Origin of the sequence: Vibrio gallicus (genome assembly GCF_024346875.1) — a bacterium.
Classification (GTDB): domain Bacteria; phylum Pseudomonadota; class Gammaproteobacteria; order Enterobacterales; family Vibrionaceae; genus Vibrio; species Vibrio gallicus.
The window spans coordinates 692,456-714,399 of the sequence record NZ_AP024872.1 but is presented as its reverse complement, the minus strand read 5'-3'; the positions used below and the strand labels follow the sequence as shown (position 1 = coordinate 714,399).

Here is a 21,944-nt window from a genome sequence, read left to right as displayed (position 1 = left end):
TAGTTAGGCTAATCCCGGATATTTACGTAGTAAATTCCGGGATTTATTTTTTAAGCTGGTAGCAAACGGCTTAAAGCTTTTTGAAAATAATTGAGGTGTTAATACCGCCGAAGGCAAAGTTATTGCTCATTAGGTAGTTAACCTCGATCTCACGACCACTTCCGGTGATGTAATCGAGATCACCACATCGTTCATCTAAATTGTCTAGATTGAGAGTAGGGTTAAACCAGCCTTGGTGCATCATCTCAAGACTAAGCCAAGCTTCAACTGCTCCGCAAGCACCTAACGTATGCCCAAAATAGCTTTTTAGTGAGCTAATTGGCACCTTGCCCAGTGCATTGGCAGTGGCATTGCTCTCGGCAATATCGCCACGCTCAGTTGCGGTGCCGTGCGCTGAGACATAATCTATTTTATCGGCTGTAATGCCCGCATTTTCAATCGCCATCTCCATGCAGATTTGCATGGTATCGGCTTGAGGTTGGGTGACATGCGCCGCATCACAGTTGCTGGCAAACCCAATCACCTCAGCATAGATCTTGGCGCCACGAGCAACGGCATGCTCGTACTCTTCTAAAATCAAGGTGCCAGCGCCTTCACCAATGACCAAACCGTCGCGATCTGAGTCGTAAGGGCGAGGGCTCAACTTAGGTGTATCGTTCTTTAAGCTAGTGGCAAATAAGGTATCAAACACTGCCGACTCAGTGGGACAAAGCTCTTCTCCGCCGCCCGCAACCATCACGGTTTGATAACCGTGCTTAATTGCTTCAAAGGCGTAGCCGATAGCTTGGCTACCAGAGGTGCAAGCACTGCTGGTTGGGATCACTCGCCCCTTTAAGCCGAAAAATAATCCAACATTAACCGCTGCGGTATGTGGCATCATTTGTACGTAGGTGGTGGCGGTGATAGCACGGGTAGACTTTTCGTTGAGCATCACCCCAAATGCGCCAATAGCATCGGTACTGCCGGTTGAAGAACCGTAAGCGATACCGGTGCGGCCACCAGTTAATACTTCATGACCTAACAGATTAGCATCAATAAGGGCGTTCTCGGTAGCAACCGTTGCTAAGCGCGATACTCGTCCCATACCTCGTACTTGCTTGCGCTTATAGTGCTTAGGCAATTCAAAGTCGTTTATGGGAGCGGCAAGCTTGGTATTCAGGCCATCATATTGCTCATAGCTTGTCATGTACTGAGTGGCATTTTCACAGGCGCGCAGACGCGGCTCAATCGCACTCCAATCGTTACCAAAGGCGGTCACACCTGACATGCCTGTAACGACAACTCGACGACTCATATTAGTCCTCCATTTACTGAGATAACTTGACGGGTAGTATAGGCGGCAATATCAGACATAAGATAGCTAACCAGACCTGCAACCTCTTGCGGTTCGCCCATACGGCGCAAGGGTACTTGCGGTAAGGCGTGTTCTTTAACCTGCTCATCAACCATACCGGTGTCAATCAAACCTGGGGCAACACAGTTAACCGTGATTTTACGCTTAGCGAGTTCTAGTGCTAGAGACTTAGTTGCGCCAATAACGCCAGCTTTAGCTGCACTATAGTTGGTTTGGCCGCGATTACCCATCAGGCCGGAGACAGAAGCCAGCGTAACAATGCGTCCTCCTTTGCGCTTTTGTACCATAGGCATAACGCACGGATGAAGGACATTGTAGAAGCTGTCGAGGTTAGTATGAATAACGCCATCCCACTCCTCTTCGCTCATAGCTGGAAACGCTGTGTCACGGGTAATACCTGCGTTATTCACTATGCCATAATAAGCACCAAACTCAGCAATATCGGCTTCTAAAACAGTGCGACATTGCGCTCTATCGCTAATATCAAACTGGATAAGGCGTCCCTCACCACCTAACTCAAGGATAGTGTTAAGGGTATCTTGGGCACCATTTTGGTCACCCATGTAGTGTACTGCAATGCTAAATCCATCTTTAGCGAGTTGTATCGCAATGGCCTTGCCGATGCCTTTACTTGCTCCGGTGACTAATACCTGTCGGGTCATTGTGGACTCCTGATGTTCATCTGTTCGAGTTTTTGTGGTGATGGGACATACACATTAAGTTGGCAGGATGCGATTTGTGTTCCATCGTGCTCAATTTGAGCGCTAAATACCGCCATGCCATTGTCTTCCATCACTTTTTGCGCGTAGATATCAAGGGTTATTCCACCTTGGTAGCTATCACATTGGGTGGTAAATCTGCGGCTGCCGAGTAAAAAACCAATCGGAGGTTGCTTTTGCTGTTGCATCGCATGAAAGCCTGACCAAGCCGCAATAGCTTGCGCCATAAATTCAATACCTACATAGGCCGGTACGGTTTGGGTTTGTTGTTCAAAAAACGGGTTGTGCTCTCCAATCGTAACCTGACAATGTACCGTGTCAGATTGGATATCAACTGCTTTATCAATCAATATCATCGGCTTGTCATGGGGGAGTAGCACTTCTATGTCAGGGTAATTAGTCATGGGCGTAACCAAAAATCAGGCTTATATTATTGCCACCAAATGCAAATGAATTACTTAAGATAGCTTTGTTGTTGAGTGACATCTCACTCTCAACCAATGCTACCTCAATATCATCTGCTTTTTGTTGGCAGTGTTGCTGCGGTAGCTGTAACTTATATTTCAGTATATGCCATGCAATAGCCGCTTCGGTGGCGCTGGCCGCGCCTAAGGTATGCCCAGTTAATGGTTTGGTCGAGCCAACGGGTGTATCGTTACCAAATAGGCGAGCAATTGCTTTGCTTTCCATGCTGTCGTTGAGCTGGGTTGCAGTGCCATGGGCATTCACATAACCGATATCTGAAGCAGAAAGCCCCGCATCCTGCAGTGCTTTTTGCATAGCTTGCTCAGCGCCAACGCCCTCAGGATGCGGCGCAGATATGTGGTGAGCATCAGAGCTATCACCAGCACCTAGCAGTGCAATCTCAGCCGGTTGTGTAGAGAGTAACATCAGAGCAGCAGATTCACCGATGTTGATACCACTGCGATGGGCATCAAATGGCTTACATAAAGAATTTGATAGTGCTTCAAGGCCATTGAACCCATTAAGGGTTAAACGGCTTATAGAGTCAACGCCGCCAACAATCACAGCATCCACTAATCCTGCTTGTAGCAAACGCTTAGCGCTTATAAAGACACGGCCACTGGAAGAGCAGGCTGTAGATACCGAATAGCAAGGGCCTGTTAGGTTAAAATAACGTGCAATAAAATCACTGCAGTTACCTAATTCTTGCTTTGAATAATGAAAGTGCGTTGGAAAAGCACCATTTTCGATTCGCTGTTGATACGCATCTTCTCCGGTTGCAATCCCTGAGGTGCTGGTGCCGATAATGACAGCTACTCGAGAAGCACCAAAGCGTGTAATTGCTTGGTTTACGGAGTCCTCGATTTGTACCATCGCTGATAGAGCTAATTGGTTATTACGTGAATCAAATTGAATCAAGTGCTGAGGAATTGACGGCAGCTCGTCCTTAACCCGGCCCACTATGGTAGATGAAGCGGTATTGAGAATCGTTTCATCATTGACCATGTTTGATGACATAGTGCCGTTAAGGCATTGATGGATATCAGCATGTTGCTTTCCCATCGCACAATGGAGGGCGCAATCTTGGATGTATACTGGAAATTTACCTGTCATAGGGCTGAGTCGTAATTCTACTGTGTTTAAGGCTGTGAGATTTGATGTTGCAAGGTTTGTATCGTGATACTGTAACCCTGCTTGATGTTATGGAAACGAATGTCACCATCAAGTCTATTCGGTTGCTGGTATTGGATTACAATCAGGTCGTTTCCTTGTTCATCCTGTATTGTTCGCGATGTTTGTGTATCAATTATATGCCACTTTACCTTATTTAAAGGCGCTTCCCAAGAAGAAGCCGGCCATAGGGTTAGCATCAGATTAAATAGTACCTGTTGTGGTTCAGGAAGTACGCCATCGAGCCCTTTCATCACCTCTGTGGTGACCGCGCCATCGCTATAAGTCAATGACAGAAGGCGAGTTCCCCATGAAGAGAAGCCGGCTAAGACTAACTTGTTATCCGTGACCTGTAACTGCACCGGAAGCTGTTGATTCTGTTGCTGGTCGTCACCCCACTGTGCGGTTATTAGTTGACTGGCGGTAAGTTGATATCCAAGCTGCTCCGGCAGCGGAAGGTCGACCTGGACTCCCGGCTCAACTTCTACATAGGGGGTGCTTTGCTTAGGTGCAAGGGCGCAACCACCAAGGGTGATAGCCATCATCAGTGCCAATGCTTTAACCAGTCTGATTCGCATGCTATAGGTTCTCTTTCTCAAGTGAGTGTGGCTTGATTGCCAGTGGCGCAAGCAGCCATGCAATGAATATCCCACACAATACGGTAAGCCCAAAGCTATGAATTGCATGGGTATTACTCAGCGCAAGTAGCCCAAACGATAACAAGGTGGTTGCGGCTGATAAACTAATTGCCAGTAGGGTGCTGGCACTGCGCGTCTTTTCTGCAAAAAACAGGGTATAGTCAATGCCGATACCGACAATCAAGATCAACGCCAACAAGTTAAACAGGTTCAAGTTTGAACCAATAACCACGGTTACCGCCAATCCAGCGATACACGCTATCATAGATGGAAGTACAATAAGGACGCCGTGCTTCAAGCCATAACGCATACTCACGACCAGTAAGATAACTAATATTGCCCCGCCGAGCAGCTCCAATATTTTGCCGCGATACTCTGCAAATAGATTCGATATTTCTTCTGCCTTGTTGAGGTAATAAACCCCTTTGGTTTTTTGTGCAAAGTCATGGATAACATGGGTTTTCGAGACATCAGTTTTCGAGACATAGTTTAGCGTTACAACTGCGGCCACATGATTACCTAGCGCACCTAGATATAAAAAACGAACTGGCTTTGATACGTCAGAGCTGAGGAAGGTATCGAGCGAAATGGGTGCAAATGGGTGCTCAAATTGTGGTGTTTTATTTAATCCCAATGCCGTTGCTAACGGTTTCCCTTGCTGCTGGTAGAGGCTTTTAATCAGCTGATAGTCTTTACTTTGACGCGAATTCGATGGTAAGTATTGGCTAAGGCTCTGATAACCGGAAATGATATTGTCATCTTTCCATTTATTTAGCGGGCTATCTAATTGCTCTAGCTTTTCGAGCAGTGCCTGTGAATTGCTAGCAGTAATCAGCAGCATCTGTGAAGAAGCTTGCAACCCACTGAGCTCAGATATTTTCTGCTCTTGTTGTTTTAGGTTGTGTGGCAGTGCCTGCAACTGGCGAATATCGTCGTTATATTGCGCCTGTGTCACCAATAAGCCGCTCACTAAAAACGTAGCCAGAGGTAGCCCAATTTTTACCGCAGGTTTTTGCCATAGTTTGAACCATGCGTTCCATAGAGCCTGCCCCGGAATTACCTGATTATTAGACGGTTTGCTGGCGAGTATCGGATACCAGGCAACCACACTGGCATAGGCGGCAATTAAACCGATTGCCGAGAATACGGCCAGCTGCTGTAGTCCTGGAAAGGGCGCAATTAGCATACCTAGGTATCCGACTAAGCTAGTAACTAGGCCCAGCGAAATCGCGGCAAAGATATGCTTTAAGCCTTGGTAACTGTCCCATTTATCCCCCTGTGCTAAGCGTTCGGTAAGGTAATGGAATGCATAGTCAATAGAGACTCCGATTAAGCTGGCACCAAACACTAAGCTAAACAGGTGTACCTTGCCAAAGATCAGGGTGGTGATTGCCATTGCACAGATCAAACCAATGCCAATGGACAATAACGCCAACAATAACGGGGTGGTGCTACGAAAAACCACTAACAGCAACAGCACCACGCCAACTAGAGAAAATACCCCAATAGTGCTGATCTCTGATTTGGCACTTTGAGCGCCAAAGTCTGCATAAAATACAACCCCAGTATGTAGGGTGCTTGCTCCATAACGTTGGCTAATATCGTGCTCGGCTTGGGTAATAAACTGCACCGCCTTCTGGGCATGGCTTCCGTATGGGGAGTGTGCGAGCGTTGCGGTAATCAATAAATAAGGCTGGTCTTGGTATTGGGTGTAAAGATAGCCGTTTTTTACGTTGAAGTTTGAGGCCTTACTACTGACTTGGGTAAGGTAGTCTCTAAACAATAAAAATGGGTCGCTATTAAGCTCTTTTCCGGTTACGCCAGAAAAGGGGTTATAGATCTGCTGAATAACCTTTTGCAGCTGCTGCTGGGGTGCTTGTGACAAGCGCTGGCGCTGCTCTGGGGTGAGCTGCTGAAAGCGGTTGTTGTAATAGTATGTTGCCCATTGCTGCTGAGTCTTTTCATCTATATGGCCGGTTACTTCACTAAAATTGTCACTGCCTTTTAGCTGGTGTGCAAAGTCACCTGCTGCGGCATATAAATCCTTGTCATTGGCTGCGGTGAGCGCAAATACTACCTGCTGACTCATGTTGTCAGTCACGGATTCAAATGCTTGTTCAACCACTGGATTCTGACGATTCTTAGGCAGTAACTTTAGAATGTCAGTCTCTATGGGAAGCTGTGTGGAGCCAAGCCACTGCTTCGCCAACAGCATAAGGCACAACATGACAAAACCGAGCCAAATAAGGGCTCGGGTTCGTTGCTTAGTAGTGCGCGTTTTTAAAGGCTTAGAATCTAAATTGGGCAACTTCTTTATCGCTCAATTGCGCCGGTTGGTGGCTTTGATTGCTAAATGTAATCTCGGTGATGTCACCACGCAATTCGGTCAGTTTTAGGCTATTAATCTCGGTATCACCAGAGAGGGTGATCTGCTTAAATACTGCGTTAAGTGGGGCTTGAGTCGGGGTAAGTAGTAGTGTCCAATCCGATTTATTGGTGGTTAACTCTAGATCAAACTGCGCTTGTAACGCACTAGTGTCGCCCTGAAATACAGCCAAGAAAATGCGGCTAAAATAAAACGCCATTGGATTTTGTTTAGCCGTGATTATCTGGGGTGCTTGATTGGCAATACTTTGTCTGAGTTTATCTTCGGTCAATACCAAGTCTACCGCAAAAGGCTGGCCCTGTTGCCACAATAGCCCTTGCTGTTTGTTGAGGGTAAATGTCCCAGAAGAAGTGAGCGGGGCAGAAAACATCTCAAGGTGGCGAGATTGGACAAAGTCACCTCGCACCGTTGGGTGTTTTGCCAGTTGAGTTTGCAGTGAATCAAGGTCTGTAACCTGAGCTTGAGCAAAACCACTAAACAATACTAAGCACAACAATATACGGCGTATCATAAGCCTACGCTCCCAGTTTGATGCCATGAATCGACCTTGTCGGTAAATACCTTAGGTGAGGCAAAACACATTTCTTGTTTTTCAATAGATACTGCGACTTGGGTGGTGTAACCCTTGCACATCCGTTGTCCAGTTTGAGCATCATAGATAACAAAATCAATACGCAGACGGTTCTCCCACTCGGTCAGTTTGCCGGTAATTCGGATCTGATGATTAAATGGGATCGCTTTTACGTATTTAACTCGGGTATCTATGATCGGCCACATGTACCCAGAGTCTTTCATCGCCAAGTAGCCATATTCTAATTTTTCCATCATCACACGGCGCACCTCTTCGAAGAATCGAAAATAGTTGCCGTGGTAGATGACACCCATAGGGTCGGCATCTTGAAAAGAGGTGATAAGTGTCACCTCTGCCTCTAGTGGGAACGCTATGGTGTGTTGTTCCATTATTTCTCCGCGTATAAATTCCAATGACGCTGTTGAATGCGAGCCATAAAGTGGCGCAAGTCATGCTCTAACGGGCGATCTTCGGTAACAAAATCAAATTCATCCAATACCGAGCTACACATGATTTTGAGCTGGTGGCTCATATTATGTTCATCAAGCTCTTGATGGCGACGTCGGATCTCTATCGCTTGTACGCTCGCCAATAATGACGCTGATGCTACCTGTTCGGTTAATTCAAGTACCCGCAAGCAGTCACGAGCTGAAATGGTACCCATGCTCACTTTATCTTGGTTATGGCATTCAGTCGAGCGAGAGAAAACACTGGCTGGCATAGTGTGTTTTAGCGCTTCGGCTGTCCATGCTGATATACCAATTTGTACCGCTTTGAAGCCGTGGTTGATAGGCTTGCGTTCACCTTCTGAACCAGTCAGGTTATATGGTAACCCATTGTTAAACTTATAATCCATAAGCTGAGCCATTTGACGGTCGAGGAGGTCAGCAAGGTTAGCAACTCCGGTTTTTAAGGTGTCCATTGCCATTGCGATATGACCGCCATAGAAGTGACCACCATGCAGTACACGCTCGTTGTCGCCGTCAATGATAGGGTTGTCGTTAGCACTGTTTAGCTCATTCTCAATCATTTGACGCAGCCACGGCAGTGAATCTTGAACCACACCAATAACGTGAGGCGCACAGCGCAGTGAATAGCGGTCTTGTAAGCGGTCACTGTTACGTGGTGGATGATCGGCTTTGAGGTCGCTACGCAACCATGCTGCAATCTGTTGTTGGCCTGGGTGAGGCTTAACCGCGAACAGGTCTTCATCAAAGTGGAAATCGTTACCTTGGATACCAACTGACACAAGTGCCGTGATTTTCGTAGCAAGCTGCGCCAGATATTCAGCACGCTTATATGCAAGGCAGGCAAGGGCGGTCATCACTGAAGTGCCATTCATAAGGGCAAGGCCCTCTTTCGGCTTGAGGCGAATAGGCTCGATACCCAACTCTTTAAATACCTCAGCAGTAGGGCGGGTTTCACCTTTATAGATAACATCACGCTCACCAATTAATGCTGCCGCTAGGTACGACAGTGGTGTTAAATCACCACTTGCACCAACCGAGCCTTCTTCAGGGATGCGCGGTGAAATATCTTGGTTGATCAGAGTGATGATTTGGTTAAGCAGGTCGTGCGTAACCCCTGAAACCCCTTGTGATAGAGAACATAGACGTGTAGCCAGTACTGCACGTGATTGCTCGTGATTTAGGATATTACCTAAACCACATCCATGAAAGCGGGTTAGATGCAGTGGCAGTTCATCAACTAGATTAGGTGGTATTGCGACGGTACATGAATCACCATATCCCGTGGTTACGCCATAGATAACACCTTCTTCTTTAAGAAGTTTCTCTAAGAATGCAACACCACGGTCTATTTTTGAGGTGAACTCAGGAGAAGAATTGATGCTCGCATTTGCGCCTTGGGCAATGGCAACGACATCTTCAATAGTCAGTCGGTCCGCGCCGAAAGTAATGTTATTTGCTTGTTTCGTCATCGCTTGTTTCACTTAAAGTCCAGAAATTAAAAAAGTTATACCACTGAAGTGGCGCCTTCAGCGCAAAGTGTTCAAGTCTATTAGCATAGCTTTGAACGATTTGTTCGAGTGCTTGTTGGCGAGATTTTCTTGGCAGCTCAATTTGCTCACTAAAAGGTTCTAGGTAAACATTAAAGTGTGGCTGTGAACTGGTATCGTCTCGCAAACCAAATAATAGATATACCGGAGCCTTTAACACGGCAGCCAACATAAATGGGCCTTGTGGAAATGGAGCCGGTTTGCTTAAAAAGTTCGCATAAATGGAGCGACTCTCTTTAGTGGTTGAGGTTCTATCCCCTACAATTACCACCCATTCACCCTGTTCAATCTTTTGCTGCAAAAGAATTGCGGTATCCGGTCCCATTGAGCTTACTTGAATTAAGTTAAGTTCTGAGTTTGGATTCACAGTTTTCATAACTGAATTAAATTGTTCTGCATGCTGAGTGAACACTAAAGCGTTAATTTTTACTTGTTTGTAATTTTGACTCAGTGCTCGGCAAAGCTCGAGGTTTCCCAAGTGTGAGCCTAAGATCACAATACCTTGTTTGTGGGTGACTATCTTTTCAAAATGCTCGCGCCCATGCACAGTGACATTATCTAAATTATAGTCGCCTCCCCACGCTGCGAGCTTATCGAGCATGGTTTTACCAAATGACAGCAAATGTTGATAGCTAGTCAGTTCATCATTGAGCTGAATACGTTGCTGTTTGGCATGATGTTGCAGTTGCGCTAGGTAGTGTTCAGAGGCGCAACGAGCCTGTTTATTGGTAAAGTGGTAATAGCGCATAACCAGCTTGAGAATCGCTTCAAATGCCTTCCTACCGAGTATTTTATATACAAAAAGTAGGGTCTTAATACCAATGACAGTGCCTTTTTCAGCACGCTTTGACCAATGCTGGCTATTTGATGAAGCGTTGAACTTTCTAGCTAATAGCTTGGGTATTCGAGGTAACATGCCAAAAAACAAGCGGGTATGCATCCAGCTTATTTTTAGGTTGTCCCATAGCGCATCAAAGTGTGAGATGCCGCCCTCTGGGTAGATAACGCGGGTTTCAACAAAGTCGATATCTACGCCATCCCAATACATTCGCACCAATATTTCAATATCAAAATCCATGCGACTACCAATAGAATAGCGGTCTAAGGTGGCGATGGTTTTGTCGACGGGGTAAGCACGAAACCCGCACATGCTGTCTTTTATACTCATCGAAAGCGTTTCAATCCATACCCATACATGGGTGGCATAGCGTCCATATAAACGTGATTTTGGTACGCTTTCATCGTAAACCGGTTGCCCAGAGATAAGACGATGGGGGAATTTCCTCGATTGTTCGAGGAGCTTAGGTAGGGCTTGGATATCATGTTGACCATCTGAGTCAATCTGGATGGTATGGCTGTATCCTAGCTCGAAGGCGCGGCGTATGCCCGCCATGACAGCGCCACCTTTGCCTTGGTTTTGCGGCAGTGTAACCAGCTCGATACCCGGTTGCAGTATTTGTTGCAACGCGGCCTTGGTCTGTTGATTGCTACCATCATCAACGAGGATAATAGGCATTGAAAAAGGACTTAGCGATTGGATGACACTGGCGATGGTGCTTCCATGGTTGTAGCAAGGAATAAGAAAGCATGGATGATAGTTACTCACTTACTGCCCCTAGCTTCATTTTTCCCGAAGAATGCACCACAATACGCTCACCATCGAGTGAGGTATATTTAAAGGCCAATTTTTGTTTTTCGCTGTCCCAATTTAGTTCGAGAAAGGCAGTGCTGCCTGGCAAAATAGGCTCTTGAAATTTAATTACTTCCATCCCTTTAAATGCCGGAGGGGTGTTTAGGTATTTGATGGCATAGTGCAGTGCCCAGTCTATTTGAGTCACTCCGGGTAAAAGCGGGAATTGACTAAAATGCCCTTGAAAATCAAGTATATCTGAATCTACATTGAATTGAAGGATGGCATGAGAGGTGTCAACCTTCGATTGAACAAGAGTGGGTTTTCGTTTATCCATTACTTTGTTATGCCTTACCTTGTTGTTCATTTGCGAACAATTTCTCAATCTCTGCAACCTGACGCTTGCCTTGGCTGTTTAAAGGGATTTCTTTTACGGTGCGTATCTTTCTTGGAATGGCAACGGGCTCTAACCAAAGTCTAAGTTTCGCGCGAATTGCCAACCAAAATTTACCCTTGCCTAACGTGGTGAACTGTTCGTCACCTTGCGCAGTCAGTACTAATGTGGCGAACAACGATAAACGATTGCCATCTTGCATCGAAATAACTGCGGATTCTTCCACCCACTCGAGCTGGTCTAACCGCTTCTCAACCTCAACCAAAGAAACGCGTTTTTCTTCGATCTTTACCACGCGGTCTGTACGGCCCAATAATTCAAAATGGGTATCGTCAAACAAGCGACATTGATCCGCTGTTTGATACCAAGATGAAGGACTAATGTGCTCTGCCATTAGCCTTAAACAGCCCTCATCGTTGAGTTTAGCACTCACATTGGGGAAAAGCTGCCACGGTTGGCTGGTGGTAACTTGCTGACGATGGGCGATTCCACCAGTTTCTGTGCTTCCAAAAACTTCGATTGGATAATGGCCTAATAATAACTTGGCGTGATTGGCTGCATTGTTACTAAGGGGGCCACCGGAAGAAAAGACGCAGCGAATCTTACCTTGCTGATGTTCAGCGGTAAGGCGCTTAAGAAGCGCAGGGCTACTTATGAGCGTTGATTTATTACTCGCGATATGTACGAGCTGCTCTGGATATTCTAGATTAGTGGTTGAAAACGGGCGTGCGGCACAAAGAGGCCAAAGTATGCGGTATAACAAGCCGTAGATGTGCTGATGAGATACCGTGCTATAGATGCGCGTATCTGTTAACTGTTCGCCCCATAAAGCCTCTAGAATTTCCACTTCATGGCTGAGCTGGTATAGGGATTTATGGATAGCCTTAGGTTGACCACTTGAGCCTGATGTAAATAGGGTCAACGCAATCTGTTTTGGGTCTAGTACTGGCCACTGTATCGCGCCGCGGTTGGTTGAATGCAAATCTAACCATGCGCAGCTAACCTCTTGAGTGGTTGGATCGATGGCGTTGTCATGTAGGAGTAGGTCAAACTCACTACCAAGCTCATTAAGCGCTTGTGATTGATAATTGCCTGGCAGAACAATGTGTTTATTTGAGAAGCAACATGCCAGCAGAGCGACGCTAAATTGATAACTGCATAGAAAAGTCAGTGCAACTCTATGGGCGTTTGTATTTTCAAGTTGCCCCACGACGCTTGCTACGTCTTGTTGAAGCGTTTGCCATGTAATGTCATTTTCTGAATCAAAAGCGACCACCATCTTGGCATCACGCGGATGGTGAAATAGGTGCGTAATGGGACGAAAGCTAGGTGGTTTTTGTGTCATTGCTTAGAGTGTTCCTTAAGCTTAAATTGGCGAACGATCCATTCAATAGCAAATAATAGGCCCGCTAGGATATAACTGATAAGACCGTTGTATAACGTCCAAATTGCCATTGATAAAAAGCAGGTATACAGCGCAATAGAGGCGTTGATGATAAAAAATGCGCACCAAACCTTGGTTACGGCTCGGGTGTAATCTATGCCTGATTGAGGCAGGTCTGGATCTTGAAGGCGAGCGAGGCGTTCAACAATGGTCTGCTGCTGTCTTAGGCTATTGGCAAATACCATTAGCATACAAAGATTTACTACCACAGGGTAAAAAGTTAATAAGCCTTGTTGCCTAAAGATAACTCCTAAGGCAACCAAGGTGATTCCAACTGAAGCACTAATTAATGCCAGTTGTTTTAGCTCTTTGAGACGACTCTTACTTGAATATAAAAGCCGAAGTAGCAGGGCGGCAATTAACACCCCTCCCACTAGACTCAAGCCATATCGTTCGATACCAAAATAGACCGCTAGAGGGTAGGCAAGTAAAATAAGTGCCGAAAGTGCGGTCAGCAAAGCACGCACTTAAGCTTCCTTCAATAGCTCAGTTACAGCCTCAACCACATCATCGACCGTACGTACGGTACTAAATTCAGTTGGTTTGATCTTCTTGCCCGTCACATTTTGCAGGTGAACTACAAGGTCTACGGCATCAATACTATCTAGGTCTAAATCTTTATATAGGTGCGCTTCAGGCTTGATATCTTCAGCATCAAGTTCGAAAAGCTCAATAAGTGCATCTTGAACCTGTGTGAATACTTGCTCTTTATTTACGTCTGTCATCACGATACCTTTCTACTATTCAGTAATCTGTGAAGAGATGTAACTAGCGAGATTAGCAACCGATGCAAAGTGCGTGCGTGTATTTGTATCATCAGCATCAATTACAATGTTGTATTGCTTTTTAATCGCTAAACCAAGCTCTAGTGCATCGATAGAATCCAAGCCTAAACCTTCACCAAATAGCGGGGCTTGTGCGTCGATATCTTCGAGAGTCAGGTCTTCAAGGTTTAACGCATCAATGATGAGTTGCTTAATTTCATTATGTAATTTTTGCACGGTATCCTACTCGTTACTTATAGGTTATTGGGGGAACAAACGGCTCGTAAGGTGTTGTTGAACACGTCTAGCGGCGATTGTTGATGATGTAGTTTGCTTGATTATAGGCGCAACCTCAACTTTATCCTTAACCTCAATGTGGAAAAAGGGCCTTTTTTCGGGCACTTGATACCATTTCGCTTGCTTGGTTAAAAAGCTTTGAGATACCGATATATGGACGATCCTAAGGTCTCTGCCAGTCCTTACGGCTATTTGGGCTGCCCCACGCTGAATCTTTGATTCCACTCCAGGTGTCGTGCGGGTTCCCTCAGGAAAAAGCAATAATACGTTACCCTGTTCGAAGCGTTGTTCACAGATATCGAGCAGATCATCTGGGGCTTTATTAGGAATATAGCCCGCCGCTTTTACGATATGTTTGATAAAAGGATTGGACCAGAGCGATGCCTTTACTAGGCAATCACAGCGCTTAAGCTGAGAAGCAATTAAAACATAATCAATTAGGCTAGGGTGATTCGCTACAACCAAGCAGTTTCGATCTTGTTTTAGGATGTCCGCACCAGAGATCTTATAGTCGATGGCTCGGGTATATTTCATCAGTCTACAAAACCCATGGAAGGAGAGCTGAATTACCGCTTGAACGCGATACTCCCTGTGCATGGATTTTGGGCTAGTAAGCTGAATAATTGGGATAACAATAAAGCTTAATAGCAGTCCTCCAAGCCCAAAAACGGTAAAGCAAAAACCAGTGGCTATGATACGAGACCATTGATCTAGTTTACGTATTACTCGCTTCATGCGCGCTGCCACTGCCAGGTTTGATTAGCCGATGAAATTGTCCACGAAGGCTCGTCTAACAAAAAGTGACGTAAAAATTCAAGACCTTGAGGTAATGAATCACAGGTGTCTAACTTAGATATATGCGCCGATAATTGCTCGCCTTTAGATAGGATGCAACCAAAACCAAATCCGATAAAAGAATCGGGTTCATAGATGGCGTAACAGTCAGGAACAGGTTCATCAAAGTCTACAAAAAGCACTTTATGCTCGGGGTTTAGATTAAGGTAAGCGTAGGCTTCCAGTAATGCCATTTGAAAAGTATTGTCTGCCGCGGCGATAGAGGTAACTGCAATGGCCTTTTTTGCCGCAATGGTTGTCAAACCCGCAGCGGTATTGTGCACTGACTGCGAAAAAGCAATTGGGGACGCATCTTCACCTTGAACAATATCTTCAATCAGTTGTACGCTTCGCTCTAGTTCACCATGGCGACTGGCGAACACGATATAATCCACATCATGTTCCTTGAGCAATTCCAATGCGACCTGCACCGCGTATTTACTAAGATTACTCATGCGACGACGCATCATAGGCGGAATATTGCTAACCTGAATTTTACCGTCAGCAGGGCATTGTTGGGATTGCGCCCAATCGATCCACTGTTGCGCTGTGTAAAGACCTTTAGCGTTAGCGCGCCATGCTTCAAGGTTAAAGCTTATTGAAAGTGTATTGTTTGACATGACAAATAATATTTATGCTATTAAGTGACATACTATATGTGTTTCATGCAGCAGTTAAAAGTATTTTGAATTGCAATTTTCAAAAGTACTACCTTTATTTTGCATTGTAAGTCATTGAAAAAATGGGCAGTAGATACGCGCACACTGATAATGGCGCTATTATCCCTGTTCTGAACAAAAGGTAAGCCCAGACCTTTTATGCGTATGACAGACAATTTTTACGATTTTCCCATGACGCTCAACAAAATGGATAGATGTCCTTTCAATCTCAGCCACGCTAGATGCACTAAATAATAATGTTGCGACAAATAGGATGCCAATGACTCTTTTCTTAAGTGATGTTTTCATATTGCGCCTCTGTTTTAGGGGTATATTACGCAAGTTAGAGACAAAAAGTGTCTGTTGGGGGAGGGGCGGCTCTGTGGTGCTATGGTGCTATGGTGCTATGGTCCTATGGAGTTGGTCATCGTTAAACCGCTACATCGAAACATCGAAACATCGAAACATCGATACGCCTTTCCACCGTCCTCCCCGCGCAGGCGGGGATCTGTGGTCACTCGACGCGCAATTCAGTGTGTTGTTTTTATTGAACCTGAGATATCACAGATGCCGGCTTAAAAGACTACCGGCATGACGGGGGGACGAGGTGCGGTTCTGTGGTGCTATGTTCCTATGGTCCTATGGTCCTATGGTCCTATGGCTCTATGGAGTTGGTCATCGCTACACCGAAACATCGACACATCGATACACCGCTACATATCCCCCCGGAATGGAATAAACTACCTCCCAGCCCCCCTACATTTGTCTTTACCAAGTGTATATTGTACACTTCCGAAACTAATATCATTTGATGATGTTTTTGTATTTATATGGCGATTAAGTTGTTGATAATCAATGACTTGTGGTCGTGTGTACTCTATTAATCTTTATGCAATCAGGTGATTTAATAGAAAGTTGATATACTTCTATTATCCTTGTTAGTCATTAAGTAACACGCACAATTAGGTTTATCTGTGTCTAATCATAATCAAGATCCATACAACGCTTTTCAAGCGAAGACTGAAGCTCAAAAGCTTTCTTTTTCTCCTATTGTTTTCCATACCGCGCGTACATTACGTGATTTGGGAATACTTGCAGCGCTCGATAAGTCAGGCGCGAAAGGGCTGTCTGCGGTAGATATTGCGCAACAAACTGGGGTTTCAGAATACGGTGTTAAGGTGTTACTCGATATGGCGCTAAGTGCGCATATTGTGTTGTGGGAGAAGCCTAATTATTCCTTGGCAAACATGGGACACTTTTTGCTACATGATGGCATGACGCAGGCTAACTTAGATTTTACAGCTGATGTTTGTTATGCCGCTATGATGCACCTTACTGAAGCGATTAAAGAGGGCACCCCAGCAGGTCTTAAAGAGCTAGGTGATTGGGAAACCATTTATCAAGGCCTGTCGCGTCTACCGCAAAAGGCAAAAGAAAGCTGGTTTAAGTTTGACCACTTTTACTCGGATCGCTCTTTCCCTCTATTATTAAAAGAGGTGTTTAAAGACAAGCCGCAGCGTTTAGTCGATATTGGTGGTAATACTGGTAAATGGGCGTTGCAGTGCTTTAACCATGACCAAGATGTAGATATTACCATTGTTGATCTTCCGCAGCAGCTTGAGGTTGCTACAGGCAATATTGAAGCACAAGGCTTTGGTTCTCGTTTCACGCCATTTCCTGCGAACATGCTAGATAAATCGCAAAATTTACCTGAACGTGCAGATGTTTGGTGGATGAGCCAGTTTTTAGATTGCTTCTCTCCGATGGAGATATTAAGTATTCTTAAGCGAGTGAAAGGTCAACTACAAGCGGGTGATACGGTTTATATTCTTGAGCTATTTTGGGATGCCCAAAAATATGAAGCAGCAGAGTATAGCCTCAACGCGACTTCGTTGTATTTTACCTGCTTAGCCAATGGTAATAGCCGTTTTTATCGTAGCGATGACTTTTTAGAGATTGTCGCTGAAGCTGGGCTTGAGGTTGCTGAGCGCACCGATGATATCGGTTTAGGCCACACCTTGTTGAAACTTCGCAAGGCTTAATTCTGATTAACGCTACCATTTAAGGTAGCGTTTTTATTTCTCTTCAGTGCTCATTTATCGAGCCTAATTATTGGTAAATTTATGCCATTTTCTAATCTTGGTCTTAGCAAACCGCTAATCGATGCAATCGCAGCGGCGGGTTACGACAAACCTACACCAATTCAGCAACAAGCCATTCCTATTGCGCTTAAAGGGGATAACCTGATTGCGGCGGCGCAAACTGGTACCGGTAAAACTGCAGGTTTTGTACTACCTATCCTTGAGCGATTACTTACTGCAACAACCCTTAAGAAAAAGCGTGTTCGTGCGTTAATTGTTGTACCCACCCGTGAGCTTGCGATTCAGGTGGATGAGAAAATAAAACAATATGCTCAATTTACTGAGCTTAAATCTACCGCGCTGTATGGCGGCGTAGATTACGCACCGCAAAAACAAGCGCTGATTGAGGGCGTTGATGTGTTGGTTTCTACGCCAGGCCGCCTGATAGACCTTTATGGGCAAAAGGCGGTGTATTTTGAAGAGGTAGAAACCTTAGTCTTAGATGAAGCCGATCGCATGCTAGATATGGGCTTTATCGAAGATATCAACAAGATCATTGCTCGCCTACCAGACGATGTTCAAAATCTGTTGTTCTCAGCTACTTTATCTAATCCCGTTCGAGAATTAGCTCGTAGTGCTATCGATGATGCGCAAGAGATCAGTATTGCGAAACACAGCGCGTCTAAGTCGAATATCGAGCAGTGGTTAGTGACAGTAGATAAAGATAAAAAATCTGCGTTACTGGCACATATGATCAATGAATATAAGTGGGAACAAGCACTTATCTTTATTGAGACTAAACATGGTGCAGCAAAACTAGCGGCTCAACTTGAAAAGCGCGGTATCTACGCAGAAGCGTTTCACAGTGGCCGAAACCAAAAGGTAAGGGCGCAGCTGTTAGAAGACTTTAAGCGTGGAAAACTGCAATACATGATAGCCACAGGTGTCGGTGCGCGTGGTATAGATATCCATGAACTGCCAACGGTAATTAACTACGATTTACCTTACCCAGCTGACGAATACGTGCATCGTATTGGTCGAACTGGTCGAGCTGATGCCAAAGGTGAGGCAATATCCTTTGTTTCAAAGGATAACTTTAAGAACCTATGCATGATAGAAAGCCGCTTAGGCCACCTTATTGAGCGCAGAGAAATTGAAGGCTTTACCCCAAGAAAAGAAGTGCCGATCTCGGTTTTAAATTACGTTCCTAAGCATAGACGTCCAGAGTAAGCCACTGCGCAATAACAACGTTTTTAGACCGAAAACTCTAAGCGTAACCAGTCAAGGAAAGCCAATGCATGTTGGTTTTCCTTGAGTTTTTGTTGATACACCACGTATACCCCTTGCTTGGGATTAATCACCGCATCCCCAATCTCAATTAATAACCCCTGCTCGATATCGTCTTTTGCAAAGTGTCGATGAGTCACTAAAATGCCTAATCCACGAATTGCAGCCTGAATGGCTTGCACCGATGCCACGAACGTTAACTGATGTTCAGGCTTTGGATTGGCTAAGCCATAAGCCTTGCTCCAAATATCCCAATCTTGTCTTCGACGCGCGTTATCTACATTGATCCTTGGAAAGCAGGCTAATAGGTGGGGTATGTGCTTGTGGTTTGTTTCATTAAGTAAGTCTGGGCTACAGACTAAGATCAGCTCATCATCGGCTAGACGTTCATGGTGATAGTCTTGCCACGGCTCAATTGAGTCATGCACAATCGCAATATCAACGCCTTCCCGCTCAAGATCAAATGCTCCAACCTTATTTGAGATACGAATATCCATCTTAGGCGCAAGCTGATGTAGTTGATTCACCCTAGGGATCCACCAATGTAAGGTAAGTGAATTCACCATATTTATGGTGAGCCTAGTTTGGTCCTTATTAAGTAATTCTTGATTAGCCTGCATGATGCTCTCTAGGGCAGGAGCAACTTTTTGATAATAAATTCTACCCACCTTATTCAGTTCAATGCGTCGGCCTATACGCGTAAACAGTACGGTATCTAGTTGAGATTCAAGAGCCTTTATTGCTTGGCTAATAGCAGAGTGACTGACGTTAATTTTATCCGCTGCCGCAGTCATACTGCCAGTTTCGCTCACTGCAACAAAAGCGTATATAGACTTTAATGGAACCTGCTTTCTCATCGCTAAACCCAGAAGATAATATGTTAGTTTTACTTACAGATTAGTTTAGCATTATTCAGTTATTGATAAGGCATATATTCTCTATACTGCGACTAAATCCTATCCGAGTGATTATCGTGATTAAAATAGAACATCGTGCGACAGCGTTTATGTTAGGTTCCACCTTGTGCACGTCGGTTGCAGGGCTCATGGCCAAATTCTTAACCGTAAGAATAGCGACTGGCAGTGTATTACTGCTACGGTTTTTCGTACCTGCTGCAATTATGTTGTCATTAATATTTGTTGCCAAGCGCAGCTTACCTGAGCGGGGCATGTGGCGAGTGTTAACAATTCGCGCCTTAGGGGTAGCTGCCTGTCAATTTTGTTTCTTGTATTCATTGGGGACATTGTCGCTGGTGGAGAGCGTTGTACTATTTAGCACCGGACCAATTTTCATCGCCATTTTTGAGCGTTGTTTATTCAAGGTTCAACTCTCTACCACTATTTGGGTTGCAATTGGGTTAACCTTTATTGGTGTTATTTTTCTTGCTGGTGAGAACGATGGCTTCACTGTTAAGCCCGCACTTGTCATTGGGCTGATGTCAGGAATGTTCAACGCAGTTTCTCAATTGAGTTTGCATAGAACATCGAAAAGTAGCATGAGCGGGATGGAGAGTAGTGGATGGTCGTTCTTACTAGCGGGTATTCTACTCATTCCCGTAATAACGGTTTTTAATTACACTGGAACGGTAAAATTAAGCTTATCGCTGTTGTCAGCAAGCCAAAGCGTTGTGTTGATTGTGCTGGCTATGACACTCGCTATTATCGGTACCCAGGTATGGCGCAGCAGTGCCTACCGATTAGCTGAAACTAACTCGCAATTGGCACCATTGATTTATACCAACTTAGTGTTTACTGCGATCTGGCAGTTTACTTTATTTGATATTTACTTTAACAGTTTTCAATATCTAGGGTTAGGATTGATTATTGGTGCAAATATTCTTATTTATCTGAACACTAATAGTAAGAGTTGTAATTGAAAGGGTGCAGAGGGCGTTGAAATAAATAGTGAATATTACTTTTAGTTGCTAGTATAATACTAGCAACTTGAAAGTAATCGATATTGGAGCTTATGTTTATAAATACTTTATTTATGTGTATTAAACAGGTGCAACAGTAAGAAGTAAATTTGCAAATCTACGGGTTTCACCACTGGCTATTACCAATAATGTATTAGGTGATTTAACAGTAGAGTAAAACTCTTGTCTTTCTAATAATTCTAACTCTTTGTTAGAATCTAAGATCGATTTATATTCTGATTCAATTGTATTTTCAAAATTATCGGGCCAAGCCATCATAGTCGCTCTTTCAATATTGATCATTTTTACTAAACTAGAAAGAATAATCGTAGAAGGAATCATATCTTTGGAAAGGTTCAAATAAATAACTTTAGCATCTTTAGGTGAATTAGTAACAAAAGAATAATTTGAATCAGCTATCAGTATTTGGGTTTTATGACCACATTTAGCTAATACACTTAATAGCTCAGGATGAATAATATCTGACTTAATCATATTGCCTCATTTTATTATAGTATAGGCGATATTAAACTAATAATACCGCCTAAATATTATTACATGCGATAAGCGCCGCCGTTGATATCAATAGTTGCACCAGAAATAAAACCATCGTACTCAGATGCTAAGAAAGTGATTGTTCTTGCAATATCTTCTGAGTTTCCGGCTCTAGCTAGTGGTATGGATTTTACGGTAGCTTCTGCCGAAGATTTAGTAGTGTGTTTATCATGGAAGCGAGTCCCAAGAATAAGGCCAGGAGCAACTGCGTTTACCCGAACCCCAAACTCACCTAACTCAGCCGCTAGCGAACGAGTCCATGTCAGTATAGCCCCTTTGGTTGTAGAATATGCTAATGATCCTGAGTGTCCACCACAACGACCAGCTAGTGAAGCAAGGTTAATAATACTAGAGCCTTCTGGCGCTTGCTTAAGGTATGGCAAAGCAGATTGAGTGACATTTAGCATAGTCGTCATATTTACATCGATCACTGTTTTCCAAAAGTCTTGCTCAATTTCACCAAGCCATTTCCTAGCAATGATACCGCCAACATTATTGACCAAAATGTCTATACCACCTAAGAAATCGGCGGCATCTTTAATGCATGCTACAGTTTCCGTTTCATTAATTAGATTCGCATAGCCGAATTTTGCAAGTTGGCCTCGTTCTTCTGCTAATTTTACAAGCTCTTCTGGTCCTTCAGTGCCAGTAAAGTAATGAATATAAATATCGCATCCAGATTCTATTAATTGTTTCGCTGTGTGGAAGCCAATACCTTGTTCACCACCAGTAACAAATGCTTTTTTACCTTTTAATTGTCCCAT

At 44.4% G+C, this 21,944-nt stretch carries 23 protein-coding genes; 3 read left to right on the top strand and 20 right to left on the bottom strand.

Annotated features, from left to right (window positions below):
* Positions 1 to 70 precede the first annotated feature (70 nt).
* Genes OCU28_RS14915 through OCU28_RS14835 form a run of 17 tightly spaced genes read right to left on the bottom strand, consistent with a single transcriptional unit; the run spans position 71 to position 15,303 of the window.
* Positions 71 to 1,294 carry a beta-ketoacyl-ACP synthase gene (locus tag OCU28_RS14915; protein ID WP_261817681.1) on the bottom strand — a complete coding sequence of 408 codons (1,224 nt, stop codon included), beginning with the start codon at positions 1,292 to 1,294 and terminating at the stop codon, positions 71 to 73.
* Positions 1,291 to 2,016 (bottom strand): 3-ketoacyl-ACP reductase FabG2, encoded by a 726-nt coding sequence (locus tag OCU28_RS14910; RefSeq protein ID WP_261817680.1) that lies wholly within the window; start codon positions 2,014 to 2,016, stop codon positions 1,291 to 1,293. Before OCU28_RS14910 ends, OCU28_RS14915 begins: the two co-directional genes overlap by 4 nt.
* Positions 2,013 to 2,477 (bottom strand): hotdog family protein, encoded by a 465-nt coding sequence (locus tag OCU28_RS14905; RefSeq protein WP_261817679.1) that lies wholly within the window; start codon positions 2,475 to 2,477, stop codon positions 2,013 to 2,015. The genes OCU28_RS14910 and OCU28_RS14905 overlap by 4 nt, the downstream gene beginning before the upstream one ends.
* A complete protein-coding gene (locus OCU28_RS14900; protein ID WP_261817678.1) occupies positions 2,470 to 3,651 on the bottom strand; it encodes a beta-ketoacyl-[acyl-carrier-protein] synthase family protein in 1,182 nt (393 codons plus the stop codon). Before OCU28_RS14900 ends, OCU28_RS14905 begins: the two co-directional genes overlap by 8 nt.
* A 26-nt stretch (positions 3,652 to 3,677) precedes the next feature.
* Entirely contained in the window at positions 3,678 to 4,286 is a 609-nt protein-coding gene (locus OCU28_RS14895) for a DUF3261 domain-containing protein (RefSeq protein WP_261817677.1), read from the bottom strand.
* Between the two features lies 1 nt (position 4,287).
* The gene (locus tag OCU28_RS14890) at positions 4,288 to 6,654 is read right to left on the bottom strand and encodes an MMPL family transporter (protein ID WP_261817676.1); all 2,367 of its coding nucleotides are present in this window, start codon (positions 6,652 to 6,654) and stop codon (positions 4,288 to 4,290) included.
* Positions 6,635 to 7,243 carry a LolA family protein gene (locus tag OCU28_RS14885; RefSeq protein ID WP_261817675.1) on the bottom strand — a complete coding sequence of 203 codons (609 nt, stop codon included), beginning with the start codon at positions 7,241 to 7,243 and terminating at the stop codon, positions 6,635 to 6,637. The genes OCU28_RS14890 and OCU28_RS14885 overlap by 20 nt, the downstream gene beginning before the upstream one ends.
* Entirely contained in the window at positions 7,240 to 7,692 is a 453-nt protein-coding gene (locus OCU28_RS14880; protein ID WP_261817674.1) for an acyl-CoA thioesterase, read from the bottom strand. Before OCU28_RS14880 ends, OCU28_RS14885 begins: the two co-directional genes overlap by 4 nt.
* Positions 7,692 to 9,242 (bottom strand): HAL/PAL/TAL family ammonia-lyase, encoded by a 1,551-nt coding sequence (locus tag OCU28_RS14875; protein WP_261817673.1) that lies wholly within the window; start codon positions 9,240 to 9,242, stop codon positions 7,692 to 7,694. Before OCU28_RS14875 ends, OCU28_RS14880 begins: the two co-directional genes overlap by 1 nt.
* Complete coding sequence (locus OCU28_RS14870; protein WP_261817672.1) at positions 9,223 to 10,926, bottom strand: glycosyltransferase family 2 protein; 1,704 nt, start codon at positions 10,924 to 10,926, stop codon at positions 9,223 to 9,225. The genes OCU28_RS14875 and OCU28_RS14870 overlap by 20 nt, the downstream gene beginning before the upstream one ends.
* On the bottom strand, positions 10,919 to 11,287 hold the full coding sequence (locus OCU28_RS14865) for an ApeI family dehydratase (protein ID WP_261817671.1): 369 nt from the start codon (positions 11,285 to 11,287) through the stop codon (positions 10,919 to 10,921). Before OCU28_RS14865 ends, OCU28_RS14870 begins: the two co-directional genes overlap by 8 nt.
* Before the next feature lie 7 nt (positions 11,288 to 11,294).
* Positions 11,295 to 12,689 (bottom strand): AMP-binding protein, encoded by a 1,395-nt coding sequence (locus tag OCU28_RS14860; protein ID WP_261817670.1) that lies wholly within the window; start codon positions 12,687 to 12,689, stop codon positions 11,295 to 11,297.
* Positions 12,686 to 13,255 (bottom strand): COG4648 family protein, encoded by a 570-nt coding sequence (locus tag OCU28_RS14855; protein ID WP_261817669.1) that lies wholly within the window; start codon positions 13,253 to 13,255, stop codon positions 12,686 to 12,688. The genes OCU28_RS14860 and OCU28_RS14855 overlap by 4 nt, the downstream gene beginning before the upstream one ends.
* Entirely contained in the window at positions 13,256 to 13,513 is a 258-nt protein-coding gene (locus OCU28_RS14850; RefSeq protein ID WP_261817668.1) for an acyl carrier protein, read from the bottom strand.
* 15 nt (positions 13,514 to 13,528) lie between these two features.
* The gene (locus tag OCU28_RS14845; RefSeq protein ID WP_261817667.1) at positions 13,529 to 13,789 is read right to left on the bottom strand and encodes a phosphopantetheine-binding protein; all 261 of its coding nucleotides are present in this window, start codon (positions 13,787 to 13,789) and stop codon (positions 13,529 to 13,531) included.
* A 24-nt stretch (positions 13,790 to 13,813) separates the two neighbouring features.
* Positions 13,814 to 14,572 (bottom strand): lysophospholipid acyltransferase family protein, encoded by a 759-nt coding sequence (locus OCU28_RS14840; RefSeq protein ID WP_261818281.1) that lies wholly within the window; start codon positions 14,570 to 14,572, stop codon positions 13,814 to 13,816.
* An 8-nt stretch (positions 14,573 to 14,580) separates the two neighbouring features.
* On the bottom strand, positions 14,581 to 15,303 hold the full coding sequence (locus OCU28_RS14835; protein WP_261817666.1) for a beta-ketoacyl synthase chain length factor: 723 nt from the start codon (positions 15,301 to 15,303) through the stop codon (positions 14,581 to 14,583).
* A 1,013-nt stretch (positions 15,304 to 16,316) separates the two neighbouring features.
* On the opposite strand from OCU28_RS14835, the gene OCU28_RS14830 reads away from it, so the two are divergent.
* Both OCU28_RS14830 and OCU28_RS14825 read left to right on the top strand, forming a co-directional pair.
* A complete protein-coding gene (locus OCU28_RS14830) occupies positions 16,317 to 17,384 on the top strand; it encodes a methyltransferase (protein WP_261817665.1) in 1,068 nt (355 codons plus the stop codon).
* A gap of 81 nt (positions 17,385 to 17,465) precedes the next feature.
* Positions 17,466 to 18,653: a DEAD/DEAH box helicase gene (locus OCU28_RS14825; RefSeq protein ID WP_261817664.1), complete on the top strand. Its 1,188-nt coding sequence runs from the start codon at positions 17,466 to 17,468 to the stop codon at positions 18,651 to 18,653.
* A 23-nt stretch (positions 18,654 to 18,676) separates the two neighbouring features.
* Here the strand turns inward: OCU28_RS14825 and OCU28_RS14820 are convergent, their stop codons facing one another.
* On the bottom strand, positions 18,677 to 19,567 hold the full coding sequence (locus OCU28_RS14820) for a LysR substrate-binding domain-containing protein (protein WP_261817663.1): 891 nt from the start codon (positions 19,565 to 19,567) through the stop codon (positions 18,677 to 18,679).
* A 188-nt stretch (positions 19,568 to 19,755) separates the two neighbouring features.
* On the opposite strand from OCU28_RS14820, the gene OCU28_RS14815 reads away from it, so the two are divergent.
* A complete protein-coding gene (locus tag OCU28_RS14815; RefSeq protein ID WP_261817662.1) occupies positions 19,756 to 20,586 on the top strand; it encodes a DMT family transporter in 831 nt (276 codons plus the stop codon).
* Positions 20,587 to 20,706: 120 nt separating this feature from the next.
* Here the strand turns inward: OCU28_RS14815 and OCU28_RS14810 are convergent, their stop codons facing one another.
* Both OCU28_RS14810 and OCU28_RS14805 read right to left on the bottom strand, forming a co-directional pair.
* On the bottom strand, positions 20,707 to 21,120 hold the full coding sequence (locus OCU28_RS14810) for an RbsD/FucU family protein (protein ID WP_261817661.1): 414 nt from the start codon (positions 21,118 to 21,120) through the stop codon (positions 20,707 to 20,709).
* A 59-nt stretch (positions 21,121 to 21,179) separates the two neighbouring features.
* Positions 21,180 to 21,944, bottom strand: a complete 765-nt coding sequence (locus tag OCU28_RS14805; protein ID WP_261817660.1) for an SDR family NAD(P)-dependent oxidoreductase — start codon at positions 21,942 to 21,944, stop codon at positions 21,180 to 21,182.